The 12,642-nt window shown below is 59.6% G+C and carries 11 protein-coding genes and 1 tRNA gene; 3 read left to right on the forward strand and 9 right to left on the reverse strand.

The window, feature by feature from the left end; genetic code table 11:
- Positions 1-17 precede the first annotated feature (17 nt).
- From pknB to EL234_RS05330, 6 genes are all read right to left on the reverse strand, one after another.
- Positions 18-1,847, reverse strand: coding sequence for a Stk1 family PASTA domain-containing Ser/Thr kinase (gene pknB / locus EL234_RS05305; protein WP_126416481.1), 1,830 nt, complete (start codon positions 1,845-1,847; stop codon positions 18-20).
- Positions 1,848-1,950: 103 nt separating this feature from the next.
- Positions 1,951-3,390, reverse strand: a complete 1,440-nt coding sequence (locus tag EL234_RS05310) for a peptidoglycan D,D-transpeptidase FtsI family protein (protein WP_126416482.1) — start codon at positions 3,388-3,390, stop codon at positions 1,951-1,953.
- Entirely contained in the window at positions 3,387-4,883 is a 1,497-nt protein-coding gene (locus EL234_RS05315; protein ID WP_241968946.1) for an FtsW/RodA/SpoVE family cell cycle protein, read from the reverse strand. The genes EL234_RS05310 and EL234_RS05315 overlap by 4 nt, the downstream gene beginning before the upstream one ends.
- Positions 4,880-6,250 (reverse strand): PP2C family protein-serine/threonine phosphatase, encoded by a 1,371-nt coding sequence (locus EL234_RS05320; protein WP_126416483.1) that lies wholly within the window; start codon positions 6,248-6,250, stop codon positions 4,880-4,882. The genes EL234_RS05315 and EL234_RS05320 overlap by 4 nt, the downstream gene beginning before the upstream one ends.
- Positions 6,247-6,738 carry an FHA domain-containing protein FhaB/FipA gene (locus EL234_RS05325; protein WP_126416484.1) on the reverse strand — a complete coding sequence of 164 codons (492 nt, stop codon included), beginning with the start codon at positions 6,736-6,738 and terminating at the stop codon, positions 6,247-6,249. The genes EL234_RS05320 and EL234_RS05325 overlap by 4 nt, the downstream gene beginning before the upstream one ends.
- A complete protein-coding gene (locus EL234_RS05330) occupies positions 6,735-7,433 on the reverse strand; it encodes an FhaA domain-containing protein (RefSeq protein WP_126417261.1) in 699 nt (232 codons plus the stop codon). The genes EL234_RS05325 and EL234_RS05330 overlap by 4 nt, the downstream gene beginning before the upstream one ends.
- Positions 7,434-7,641: 208 nt before the next feature.
- Between EL234_RS05330 and EL234_RS05335 the strand changes: the two genes are divergently transcribed.
- A tRNA-Leu gene (locus tag EL234_RS05335) sits at positions 7,642-7,729 on the forward strand.
- Positions 7,730-7,941: 212 nt separating this feature from the next.
- On the opposite strand, the gene EL234_RS05340 is transcribed toward EL234_RS05335, so the two are convergent.
- Together EL234_RS05340 and EL234_RS05345 are read right to left on the reverse strand one after the other, a co-directional pair.
- Positions 7,942-8,847 (reverse strand): macro domain-containing protein, encoded by a 906-nt coding sequence (locus tag EL234_RS05340; RefSeq protein WP_241969118.1) that lies wholly within the window; start codon positions 8,845-8,847, stop codon positions 7,942-7,944.
- A gap of 31 nt (positions 8,848-8,878) precedes the next feature.
- Positions 8,879-9,067, reverse strand: a complete 189-nt coding sequence (locus EL234_RS05345) for a hypothetical protein (RefSeq protein WP_126416486.1) — start codon at positions 9,065-9,067, stop codon at positions 8,879-8,881.
- Between EL234_RS05345 and EL234_RS05350 the strand changes: the two genes are divergently transcribed.
- Positions 9,066-9,536 carry a ribonuclease H family protein gene (locus EL234_RS05350; RefSeq protein ID WP_126416487.1) on the forward strand — a complete coding sequence of 157 codons (471 nt, stop codon included), beginning with the start codon at positions 9,066-9,068 and terminating at the stop codon, positions 9,534-9,536. The genes EL234_RS05345 and EL234_RS05350 overlap by 2 nt on opposite strands.
- A 51-nt stretch (positions 9,537-9,587) precedes the next feature.
- Here EL234_RS05350 and EL234_RS05355 read toward each other — a convergent pair whose 3' ends face one another.
- Positions 9,588-10,328, reverse strand: a complete 741-nt coding sequence (locus EL234_RS05355) for a DsbA family oxidoreductase (RefSeq protein ID WP_126416488.1) — start codon at positions 10,326-10,328, stop codon at positions 9,588-9,590.
- Between the two features lie 115 nt (positions 10,329-10,443).
- Here EL234_RS05355 and EL234_RS05360 point away from each other — a divergent pair, with 115 nt between their 5' ends.
- Positions 10,444-12,582 (forward strand): S9 family peptidase, encoded by a 2,139-nt coding sequence (locus tag EL234_RS05360; RefSeq protein WP_126416489.1) that lies wholly within the window; start codon positions 10,444-10,446, stop codon positions 12,580-12,582.
- Positions 12,583-12,642: the final 60 nt, after the last annotated feature.

Genomic DNA, 12,642 nt, shown 5'->3' on the forward strand with positions numbered 1-12,642 from the left:
GATCAGCTCGTAGACAATCAGCTACCTGACTGTTCGGACGTGTTCGGCTCGGGCTCCGGTTCAGGCTGCGGGTTTGGAGCTGGCGGCGCCTGAGTGGGCTCGGGCGTAGGCTGTGGTGGCGGTGCTTTAGCGATCACGAGCTCGACACTCTGGTCGAAAGGAACCTTGCCAGCGAGCGGGCTTTGCGCGATCACGGTGCCTGGTTCGGCGTCGGCAGTCTCAGATTCGGTGATGGAAATCAGCGGAACCTTGAGCTCGGAACGCAACAGGGTTTCGGCGTCGGATCTGCTCATGCCGCGGACGTCTTCCAACACGATCTCGCCGGACGCAACCACGAGGTTGACGGAGCTTCCGCGCTCAACCTTGGTGCCGGCCGCCGGGGAGGTTTCCGCAACGATGTCGCTGGCACGCCCTGGCACATCCTTAGTGTCTACTCTGCCAACTTCCAGGCCAGCGGCTTCGAGCGCTTGCTTGGCCTGATCTTGCGTGTAGCTTCCGTTCGTCAGATCGGGAACGTTCACGCTTCCCTTACCGGAGGAGAAGTGCACGGTCACGGTCTCACCCTCGGTGATCGTGGAACCGATCTGCGGGTTGGATGACACGTAGAGACCTTCGGCGATGTCGTCGTCCTCAACCGGATCTCCAATGTTGAGCTTGAGATTAACGGCCTGCAGTGCTTCGCGCACTTGGGTTTCGTTCATGCCCGTCAGATCCGGAACCGTGGTTTGCACGGCAGTGGTTTCGTTCGCGCGCGGATCCTCGTTAGCGTTCTTGATCGCCCATCCGATTCCAACGACGGCGAGCAACAGCAAGATCACGCCGAGAACGATGAACGTCTTATTGCGTTTCGACTCTTTCTCCTCAGGTTCGGCCTGCGGCTGCGTAGCGGTTTGCTGGGAAGGCGCACTGGCAGCTTGGGCAGGAGCAACCTGTGTTGGAGCGGGAACCACTTCGGTGCGATACGCTGACACGGCTGGCGCCGAAACGTGTTCGCCACGCGAGGCAGCCAGCAGATCTGAGCGCATGTCTGCCGCGCTCTGATAGCGATCTTCCCGGCGCTTAGCCAAAGATTTCATGACCACTCGGTCGATCGCGTCCGGAACGTCCGCGGCGATCGACTTCGGGTTCGCGGGCTCCTGCGACACGTGTTGGTAGGCAACCGCAACCGCAGAATCGCCGCGGAACGGGGGCTGCCCGGTGAGCAGCTCGTAGAGCAGGCAACCTGTGGAATACAGGTCGGAGCGCGCGTCAACAACTTCGCCGCGGGCCTGCTCGGGCGAAAGATACTGGGCTGTACCCACCACCGAATTCGTCTGAGTCATCGTGGCGGCCGAATCGGCGATCGCTCGCGCGATGCCGAAGTCCATCACTTTCACCTTGCCGTCCGGGGTGAGCATAATGTTGCCCGGCTTGATGTCGCGGTGGACGATACCTTCCCGATGCGAGTATTCGAGGGCGGAGAGCACGCCGACGACGATCTGCACGGCCTCGTTAATCGGTAGCGCGTCACCCTTGGACAGCAGTTGGGAGACGGTGCGGCCCTTGACGTATTCCATGACGATGTAGGGAAGCGACATTGTGCGCCCGGATGCCGATTCAACGGTCTCTTCGCCCGTGTCATACACGGCCACAATGGACGGGTGGTTGAGCGCTGCCGCCGACTGGGCTTCCCTACGGAAGCGTGCAATGAATGTCGGATCCGTGGCGTGATCGGTACGAAGAACCTTCACGGCGACTGTCCGTGATAGCCGGGTGTCGTACCCCAAATGCACTTGCGCCATCCCGCCGCGACCGATGAGGTCCCCGACCTCGTAGCGGTCACCTAGGACGCGGGGTATTTCTGCCATGCCGCCCTTCCCTTTCTTGGTGTGCAGTCCACACCTTCCAACATAGTGCCGTAAATTGTGTACGTCGGCTTAATATAGTCACAATACGGTTACGTTTCTGCAATTATTTCGCCACCACCGCTTCTATGACTGCGCGTGCGATGGGGCCTGCTTGTTGACCGCCGTCGCCACCGTTCTCTACGAACACGCCCACGGCCACGCGCGGCTTGTCGCTCGCGTCGTAACCGGCGAACCAGGCGTGCGGTTCCACGCCCGCGGCGATTTCTGCCGAGCCGGTTTTGCCCGCAACTTGCACGTGGCTTGATGCGGCGTACGCTCCGGTGCCTTTGTTGACGACGTCGATCATCATGGATTCGAGCTGTTCAGCGGTGTCTTTGCTGATCGGCGTACTAAACGTTGATGGCGAGGTGGTGGAAATGACCCCGAGATCAGCGGTGAGCCGCTGGTGGACGAGGTAGGGGGTCATGAGTTTTCCGTCGTTCGCGATCGCGGCGGCGACCATTGCCATTTGCAGCGGAGAGGTGACCACGTTGTACTGTCCGAATGACGCTCCGGCCAGTTCCGCTTGGTCTTGCGGTTCAGGGAAGCGCGACGGGCGCACAGTCAACGGAATCTCCAGCTCTTGGTGGAAACCGAAAGCCTCAGCCATTTCAGTCATCTTCTCAGCACCCAGTTCGAGCCCACCAATCGCGAAGGCCGTATTACACGACTCCACGAAAGCCGTGCGCAGGGGGACCGAGCCCGAACCGTCACCGCAGTGCAACCTGCCCGGGTTGAAAATCTCGTGGGTTGTACCAGGAGGAGAATAGCTGTGTGGGGCTTCCACTGGCTCGTCAGCGTTCGCGCCGTTCTCGATCATGGCCGCGGTGGTAATAATCTTGAACACCGAACCGGGAGCATACAGATCATCGCCGATTGCCCTGTTGAGCAGCGGCTTCGATTCGGCGGAGTTATACGACTCCCAGGCGTCGTTCGCCGTGTCTGAATCATGCGAGGCGATAAGGTTCGGATCAAACGACGGCTTGGACACCATCGCCAGAATCTTGCCCGTCTGCGGTTCGATGGCGACGACGGCGCCACGGCGCTCCCCCAGCGCATCCCAGGCTGCTTGCTGTGCGGCGGGATCTATCGTCAGAGCAACCGCGCCACCTTCCGGATCAGCGCCCGTCAACATCTCCCCCAGCCGCTGCGGTGCAAGCTCAGTTGCGCTGCCGCCCAAAATCGGGTTTTCTGCACGTTCAAGCCCGGTCATCGCATTATGAGACACCGAAAAATACCCGGTCAGATGCGCGTACAGCTCCGGCTGCAGGTAGCTGCGCTGATAGTTGTACGGCGAGGCGGTCTCCACCGAATCCGTAATCTTTTCGCCAGCCACAATGATCGGGCCTCGATCCACGCCGTACTGCTTATACAACGTGCGCGCGTTACGGGCATCCGCGTTCAAGGAATCAGCACGGAAAAAGGAAATCGACGTCGCAGCGATCATCACGGTCACGAACATGATCATGACAACCGCGGTTAGTTTACGAAGAGGCGGATTCACCGGACCACCTCCGTCGGATAACGGTCTTCACCAGTAAGCGCGGACATGTTCGTCGTCTCATCGGTGTCGGCATCAGAATCGGCCGCGGGTTCCGGCTCGCTAGCCGCGGGAACGGCGTCGTCGATATCAGGAAGCGGTGTCGAATCGGGCACGTACGGACGCCGGGCTGCATCCGACATGCGCAACAGCAAGCCCACAATAATCCAATTCGTCAGCAGAGCCGAGCCGCCGAGTGCAATGAACGGCATCGCCAGGCCGGTCATGGGGATCACGCCCGTCACGCCGCCGGCAACGATAAAGCACTGGAGTGCAATCGTGAAACCGAGGCCGGAGGCGAGAAGTTTGCCGAAGCCGTCGCGTAAATCGATCGCCGTTTTGAGCGCACGAGCACAGAACACGAGGTACACCGACAGCATTGCCAGCAGGCCGATCAGCCCGATCTCTTCACCGAACGAGGCGATAATCATGTCCGAATTCGACTGCGACGCATTCGCCGGATAACCCCTGCCGAGCCCGGTACCGAACAGTCCGCCCGAAGCCATCCCAAACCAGCCCTGAACGATCTGATACGAGCCATGCTTGGCGTCATACAACTCGGCGCTGAGCGGATCCAACCAAATATCAAAACGCGCCTGAATATGTGGCATCACCTGAACGATGAAATACACGCCGACGGCCGTCAACAAACCACCAATGATCAGCCACGACACCCGTTCGGTACTCACGTAGAGCATCGCCACAAACAAACCAAAGAACAATACGGCCGTGCCGAAATCTTTTTCCAACACGAGCACGATCATCGACGCCGCCCAGCCCACAATAATCGGACCGAAATGACGCGCTCGCGGCAGCTGAATGCCGAGGAACTTCTTGCCTGCCAACGCCAGATTATCGCGTTGACTCACCAAATAACCCGCGAAGAAAATCGCGAAAAATATTTTTGCTAGCTCTGCCGGCTGATACGAAAAACCAGCCACATTAATCCAAATCCGCGCGCCATAGACCGTACGGCCAAGGCCAGGGACCATCGGCAACAGCAACAACACCACGCCCGCGATCAGCGAAATATAGGTGATCCTGCGCAGCAAGCGATGATCACGAATCACTGCAATCGTGATGACCATGAGCACAAGGCCCGCCCCGGCAAGCATGGCCTGGCCACCCACCTCGGCGCTTTCCCCGCGGGCCACAAGCACGTCGTCGATCCGGTGGATCATCACCAGACCGAGCCCGGTGAGCAACACGGCTGTCGGATAGAAAATCGGATCCGCCCACGGCGTTGCCAGCCGAATAGCAATATGTCCAGCGAGCACGAAACCGGCGGCAATCCCTGCGACTTTCGCAAAATTCTCTGGAAGTGCCGACGGCGGATCCACCGTCACACCCTGATAGACGAGTACCCATCCCATGAGCACAATGGCAAGGGCAAGCACGAGCAGGCCCAGTTCACGGAACCGGCCATTACTCACATTCTTTTGGGCGACGACGCTCACGATCCGCCTCCTGCCCGCCCCGGCTTCGACGTGCCATCAGAATCGTCAGCTGGTTGTGGGCTGCCTGAACTGGTCGCGCTGGGCGACGGGGTGGTCGACGAACTCGGGGATGGATTGGTCGACGGGAAAACTGCCGGACCTGTCGGAGTGGACGTATCCGCCGGCGTCGCGGGAGGATCCGCAGGCTTTTCCTGCTTAGCTAGATCGTCTACCACTTGGCGTGCCTCTTCCAACGACCCGCGAGTGATCGGCTCTTCGAGCCGGTCGCGTGCAATCTGGTTGAGGTCCCCAATCGTCACATCAGACCGCTCATACAATTGCGAAAGCGTGATCGGCCCGAGGTTCGCCGGAACACCCTTATATATGCCAATATTGCCGGCCGCGGGAGCCACATAATACTGGGTCTGCGACCAGGCATACGCGCCAGTCGCACCACCACCAAACAGCAAGACCAACGCAACTATCGCCGCCAGGCGAGCCCACCTGCCCGGTGCTCGTTCGACGTCGCTATCCTCAGCTTCGGCCTCCGGCCTGCGCCGCAAGCGTGCCAGACTGCCCGCCGCCGACCTACCCGCGCGCGTCGGCCTGCCCGCATCCACCGCCGCCGAACCGACGATCACCGGTTTGGCGTCTGGCGTCCGGTCGTCGTCGACGACGTCGGCAAGCACCACCGTCACATTATCCGGAGCACCCGCCGCCAACGCGAGATCAATCAACTCGCGAGCGCACTCGTCAAGATCCTCATGTTCGGTCAGAGTCTGCGAAATACTCTCATTCGACACGACGCCGAAAAGCCCATCCGAGGCCAACAGCCAGCGATCCCCTGGCACGGCCTCGCGAACCGATTCATCCAACTCGATCGGCTCAGGAGTATCACCGATGTTGCGCATGATCACGTTACGCTTCGGATGATTCTCGGCCTCCTCGGCAGTGATCTCACCCTTATCCAACAAATATTGGACGAGCGTGTGATCGCGGGTGATCTGTGTCAGCTTGTTATCGCGCAACAAATATGCGCGAGAATCACCCACATGAACCATGCCAAGCTTGTTCGAGGCCCGCAAAATCGCGATACACGTAGTACCTAGACCCGCGAGCTCCGCCTTTTCCTCAGCGCGCGCGATCAGATCCTCATGGGCCTCTTCCAACGTACTGACCAGCAAAGGCACGAGATCTTCAGCTTGGTGAACGTCGTCAATCTCGGCCAAATGCGCCACCACCACCGACGACGCAATATCGCCGCCGGCCGCTCCGCCCATCCCGTCAGCAAGAACCAACAGGTTCGCTGACGCGTAGCCGGCATCCTGATTCGACTTACGAATCAGGCCGACATCGGACATCGCTGTGTAGCGCAGATTAATCGTCACCGGCGTAACTCCAAAGTGGTCTGGCCAATCGTGATTGGCGCCCCGTAACTCAGGCGCGTGGGCTGGTAGATCTTCTCTTTACCCACCCACGTGCCGTTCGTAGAATTAAGGTCTTCAACATACCAATCCCCGCCGCTATTAAAAATTCTGGCGTGGCGGGCTGACGTGTAGCCGTCATCGAGCACAAGCGCCGAATCAGGTGAGCGGCCAATAGTGACCGTGGCTCCGGACAGCGGCAGTGTTGTGCCCGCGAGCGATCCGCTGGATACGACGAGCGAAGCATCACTGGCGCGGGAAGGTGCTTGTGCGCGTGGTTTGTTCGGCGTCGTACGCTCTCGCAACCGCGGGCGCCCCTGCCCTGTAAATCCACGTGAATTCACTGACGTGCCGAACACGTCATTCTTGATCGTAAGCAATACGAACAGCACGAAAATCCACAGCAACGCGAGGAAACTCAGGCGCAATAACGCCACAACAACAGCACTCATAGCATCTCCGGGCTTGTCCAAAACATGATGCGGGTGCGACCTATCGTGATCGTATTCCCGTCCAACAGCGTTGCGGCCGTGATCCGGTGGCCTTCAACATAGGTGCCGTTCGTGGTGTTGAGATCAGTGGCGATCACGCCGCCGGGCGTAATCCGCAACTCCAGGTGACGGCGCGATACTCCAGAATCGTCAACCTTAATATCAGCAGCCGATCCACGCCCGATCACCGTGACCGTTCCGGTTAACAGGTAGCGTTCGCCGTTCACGTCAATGATCGGATTTTCCGGGCTGGCATCCCGCGTCGTTGCCGGCGCTGCAGGGCCACGCTTGGACCGTGCGCGTACGATGAGTTTTCCGCGGGATAGCTCAGAATCGTGACTGAAACTAATCGTGACCGGGCCAAGGAACGTGTACCGCTGCTCTTCCGCATACGAGGTTGCCACGGATATCAGCTCGTCACGCATCGCCTCCTCGCCCCATTCTGCGATCTTTCCAAAATCAGATTCCGAAAGAATCACGTCAAATTCATTAGGAACAACCACGCGCTCTCTGCTCACGGCTGCCGCGCGATCGTCCATCGCTTTCTTGATGCCGGATGCAAGCTCTACAGGTTTAAGGTCCGACCTGAAAGCGCGAGAGAACACGTTCTCGAATGCGCTTTCCACGCCGCGTTCGATTCTGTCGAATGCGCTCATCATTCTCCTAACACCTAGACCGTAGCAGTGTGCCGAGTCTTCGCCATCTTCCCGAAGGATGTGTATGGCACTAGGTTACTCGCTTCCGTTGAACGAGGTGGTCAGCCCACAGCCTAACCTATGAATCGTTACAAACCCGTGAGAATCGTGACATCGCAGATATCAACTTTGATCGCGTGCGCCGGTGAGTGTAAGCTAAAGTCCGCATGCTCGAGTGGCGGAATAGGCAGACGCGCATGGTTCAGGTCCATGTGCCCGTTGAGGGCGTGGGGGTTCAACTCCCCCCTCGAGCACCACTAGGCACTTAGCACGGCGCGTTCCTGCTACCACAGCAAAAATGTGAAGATTTGAAGGCGTCGAGTCCCGCAGAATTGCTAATTTAGCAGAAACAGGAAGGTCGGCCACCCCGAAACGCGTCAAAACTGCTATATAAGCAGAAACGGCAGGGGGTCGGCAGGCTTGAGCGGACAATGCCGACGATGAGGAATGAAACCGCGAATCTAGCCGATTAGTCGATCCAGGTGTTGAGCACGTCGGCATACACGAGCGCATCTTCCTCGGACTGTACCGAGAAAACGATGAGGTCGAGGTTGTGGCCGTGCGCGTCCATCCAATCATTGACTGCGCCGAGCGCGATTGTTGCGGCTTCGCGGATTGGGAAAGCGTTGTAGCCGGTGGCAATAGCCGGGAAGGCGATCGAGCGCACGTCAGGCATTTTGCCAGCCAGATCGAGTGAGTTCCAGTAGCAGTTGTAGAGGATCTCCCGGTCCTGCTCTTCGATCTGGCCGTCTTTCACATCGGGGCCAACCGTGTGGATCACATAGCGCGCGGGTAGCCGGTATCCGCGGGTAATTTTCGCGTTGCCTGCAGGCTCTTCATCTAGGCCTTGCATCTCCATGATTTTCGCGCAGTCGTTGCGCATCCACGGCCCGGCCTGAGCGTGCAGTACGGAGTCGAGGCATCCGTGCAGGGGAATGCGGCACCCGGTCAGTGATGGGAGTGCAGTATTCACGATGACGTCGATGACGAGCTGGCGCATATCCCCGCGGTACAGCACGGTTTCCGAGGCCTGTCCGAAGTCGTTTTGCGGGAGTAGGGCGTTGACTCGGCGGAGGTTATTCGCCTCGACTCGCCCGTGTTCACCTACCTGCCGGTAGAGCAGGGTGTTAATCGCACGGCCGGCCACCGGGTTGACGGGAGCCGGATCACGCAGGGCCAGTTCGGCTTGGAGCCAGCGCAACAGGCCGTCGTCGGTAGAAAGATGTGCCACGCCGGTTGTGCCGGTGTAGTGCTTGTCGGGGAGCCCGCCGAGGGCGGTCATCAGTAGGTCGTAGGTGGAGCGGGTGTCGTCAGCCGGTACCGGGAACGGTTCCGAAAGCTTAATGGCGTCTTGATATTCAGACAGTGGCAGCATCACAAACCCTCCTGCAGTTGCTACCTCTAGGCTACCCGAGTTCGCCGCGCGCTGTAACTTGAGCAACAATTCCCGACGACGCCGCCAAGCCGACGACGCCGCCAAGCCCGGCGTAACCGGAAGCTCGGCGCAGCCGGAAAAGCTGGCCAACCGGCAGTGGCGCTGTGGAAAAGCTTCGCCTCATGGAATCCGCGAGCGCCCTGCCGTAGGGTAGTCGCATGTCGAATCCTATTGGAAACCCGAAACCTGGCTACGATCTCGTGATTGCTACGGACGGCTCGTGTTCTGGCAACCCCGGCCCTGGCGGTTGGGCGTGGGTGGAGCAAATCTCTGGGCAGACGCAAGCGGGCGGTTCGCCGTCGACGACGAACAACATCATGGAACTGACCGCCATGATTTCGGCGCTAGAGTTCGCTGGCCCGGAGCCTGATCTGCTGCTGCGTTCGGATTCCAGCTATGTGATCAAGGCGATGACGGAGTGGGCGCCCGGCTGGCGGCGTCGCGGCTGGAAGAAAGCGGACGGCAAGCCCGTTCTCAACCTAGAACTGATCCAGCGGATGCTTGAGCTTTACGAGTCGCGTACCGGGCGCACGGACGTGGAGTGGGTGCGCGGCCATAGTGGCGACGCCGCCAACGAGATGGCCGATTCGCTTGCGGTGGAGCAGACGGCGAAATTCGCGCAGAACTAGCCGGCGCACGCCAAGCGCTTGGTGCCGCAAGCGAAATCAACCGGGTGGGCGTTACGGGCGGTCTACACCGCCGTCGTCGCTGGTGATCTCTGGAATTTCTACGGGAACTTCTTGCGCGCGAGCGTATTGGATTTCGGCGAGGGCGCGGTTGATCGTGTCCGCGTAAACCTGTGGTGGTTGTGCGCCGGAGATGCCGAATTTTCCGCCGACCACGAAGAAGGGCACGCCTTGGATGCCGAGGCTGCGGGCGTCGCGGATGTCGGAGCGCACGGAGTTCGCGTGTTCACCGGATTCAAGTTCAGCGCTCACGCGCTCAACATCCAAACCGATATCTTCGGCGAGTTCAAGCAACGTATCTGTATCGCCCACATTGCGCCCTTCCGAAAAGTGGGCGCGGTAGAGCCGCTCGAACGCTTTACCGCCCAGCTCGGCGGCCTCTTCAGCCGTGTTACCGTGGGCTTTCGCCGCGTAGACGAATTGGTGAGCGAGGAAAGTTCCTACGTGCTTGGCGTTCTGCCAGTTCAGTTCGAGGCCTTCGGCTGATGCGACCTCGGCGACCTGTTCGATCATGGGGACGACGTCGTCGATGTTCGCATTCTTGATGTCGGCGAGCGCCTGCGCGTAGCTGCGATCCTCGGATGAGGAGGCGTCGGGGTAGAGCTGGTAGGAGTGGTATTCGACTGCGACGTCTTTGCCTGACAGCTCGATGCCTTTTTCGAGGCGCTGTTTACCGATCCAACACCACGGACATGCGATATCGGACCACACGTGAACAACAATCTGATGTGCCATGGGGTCAAGCCTACCGATGGTTGGCGAAAACTTGGTGGATTCCACGAAAGTTCGGTGCTGTTATGCGGGCAGGTTCGAGTTCTGCGTATCCGGGCCGAACGCATAGAATGGTGCAATGACATCTTCGCCTAACGCTGGCGCGCCTCGCGCTAAGAAAATACCGGTAGAACGCACGTTCCACGGGCACACGTTTGTGGATAACTATGAGTGGTTCCGCGATATTGACAACCCTGAGGTTATCGCGCATATCGACGCCGAAAACGATTGGTTTACGCAGCACACGGCCGACCAGGAAGAGCTGCGCAATCAGATCGTTGCCGAGATCGCTGCTCGCACGAAGGAAACAGATGTGTCGGTTCCCGTACTTGAGGGCGACTACTGGTACTGGACGCGCACGTGGGAAGGCCGCCCGTATTCTGGTCTTTTCCGAGTTCCTCGCAACGGTAAAGATAAGCAGGTGGAAAAAGATTCCGGCCCCGTTCGTCCGCAGGCCGGTGGATATGGTGAGACCCGCGTGTTTGACGGCAATGTGCTCGGCGCGGGTGAAGAATACTTCGCCACAGGATCCTCTGCCGTCTCGCCGGATGGAAAATATTTTGCGCTCGCGATCGACACGGCAGGTGACGAAGAGTTTAGGCTTCGCATCCACGATATTGAACGTGACATCGTCATCGACGACGCCGTAGAAGGGATTGGCTACGGGCTCGGCTGGCTGGCTGATTCCAGTGGCGTTTTCTATACGCGTACGGATGCGGCGTGGCGGCAGTTCCAAGTGTGGCTGCACAAGGTGGGTACGCACCCGGAGCAGGACGTGCTCATCTACCAAGAAAACGACGAGCTTTTCGGTGTTGGCCTCGAGATGTCACGGGATGGCAGGTGGGCGGTCATTGCTGTTGTCTCCACTGATACGACGGAGTACCACATCATTTCGACTGTGGACATTACCGAGCGGTTCAGGGTGTGCGAGCGGCGTCACGGGTTGTTCTACAGTGTGGAACCTGCCGGCGACCAACTGCTTATTATCCACAACGCCAACAATCCCGGGTTTGAACTTTCCACAGCTCCGCTTGAGCCGAGCGAGCCGGAGGACTGGCGAGTCGTCGTCGAACCTGGCGACGGCGAACGGCTCCTCGACGTCGCGGCGTTCAAGGATTTCGCCGCACTCACCTTGCGTTCCGGTGGTGGCCAGCGTGTGCGCGTGCTGTGCCGTGACGACGTCGACACGGTTGCCGACGCCGAGGCCACCGGCTGGGGCGAGCCCATTGACGTGCCGATCGCGGAAACGATGACGGTTGACCTGGGCGAAAACCGGATGTGGGAAACGTCTGAGGTTGTGGTGGTTGCCGAATCGCTCACCCGTCCGCGGACGTGGATGGCATGGGACGTTCGCGACGAGAAACTCGACACCCTCAAAACCCTCGAGGTGCCCGGCTACAACCCAGATGATTACGTGGAATATCGTGAATGGGCCACTGCCGCAGATGGCACGAAGATCCCGTTGACCATCGCCCACCGTGCCGATCTCGCGCGCGACGGCGCCCACCCCGGTTTCGTCTACGGTTACGGATCATACGAAATCTCGATGGATCCGAACTTTACGCCGCTGCGTCTGCCGATCCTCGATCGCGGGATTGTTTACGCGATTGCGCACGTGCGCGGCGGCGGGGATATGGGCCGGCAGTGGTACGAAGACGGCCGGCTGCTCAAGAAGAAGAACACGTTTACTGATTTCGTGGATGCCACCCGGCACCTCGTGGAGATTGGTCTGGTGGACGAGGGGCGGATCGCTGCCGAGGGTAGGTCTGCGGGCGGTCTGCTCATGGGCGCGGTTGCTAACCTCGCTCCAGAGCTATACCGCGTGATCCACGCGGGCGTGCCGTTCGTTGACGCACTGACCACGATTCTCAAACCCGAACTCCCACTCACAGTCGGCGAGTGGGAAGAATGGGGCAACCCCATCGAATCGGCCGAGGTGTACCAGTACATGTCCGAGTACTCGCCGTATGAGAACGTACGAGACGTCACCTATCCAGCAATCCTTGCGACGACGTCGCTCAACGACGTCCGCGTCTCCTACGTTGAACCCACCAAATGGGTCCAGCAACTACGAGACACCGTGGCTGACGATTCCGGGCTCATCGTTCAGCACACCGAAAAGGTCGCAGGGCACTTCGGCGGATCTGGCCGCTACAAGGCCTGGGAGAGCCGCGCTCGCGAGCTAGCGTTCATTTTCCGTCAGCTCGGCGTAGCCTAGCCAGCTGCAACCCGAAATTAAGCTGGAGGGCACGGCGGGTGCCGTGCCCTCCAGCTTTAA

It is taken from the genome of Trueperella bialowiezensis, from assembly GCF_900637955.1.
Classification (GTDB): domain Bacteria; phylum Actinomycetota; class Actinomycetes; order Actinomycetales; family Actinomycetaceae; genus Trueperella; species Trueperella bialowiezensis.

What these genes read in the sequence shown, in the direction of transcription:
- pknB (WP_126416481.1), bottom strand. Translation starts at nt 1,847, where the DNA reads ATGGCAGAAATACCCCGCGTCCTAGGTGACCGCTACGAGGTCGGGGAC.
- EL234_RS05325 (WP_126416484.1), bottom strand. Translation starts at nt 6,738, where the DNA reads ATGAGTGCTGTTGTTGTGGCGTTATTGCGCCTGAGTTTCCTCGCGTTG.
- EL234_RS05330 (WP_126417261.1), bottom strand. Translation starts at nt 7,433, where the DNA reads ATGAGCGCATTCGACAGAATCGAACGCGGCGTGGAAAGCGCATTCGAG.
- EL234_RS05340 (WP_241969118.1), bottom strand. Translation starts at nt 8,847, where the DNA reads ATGCTGCCACTGTCTGAATATCAAGACGCCATTAAGCTTTCGGAACCG.
- EL234_RS05350 (WP_126416487.1), top strand. Translation starts at nt 9,066, where the DNA reads ATGTCGAATCCTATTGGAAACCCGAAACCTGGCTACGATCTCGTGATT.
- EL234_RS05345 (WP_126416486.1), bottom strand. Translation starts at nt 9,067, where the DNA reads ATGCGACTACCCTACGGCAGGGCGCTCGCGGATTCCATGAGGCGAAGC.
- EL234_RS05355 (WP_126416488.1), bottom strand. Translation starts at nt 10,328, where the DNA reads ATGGCACATCAGATTGTTGTTCACGTGTGGTCCGATATCGCATGTCCG.
- EL234_RS05360 (WP_126416489.1), top strand. Translation starts at nt 10,444, where the DNA reads ATGACATCTTCGCCTAACGCTGGCGCGCCTCGCGCTAAGAAAATACCG.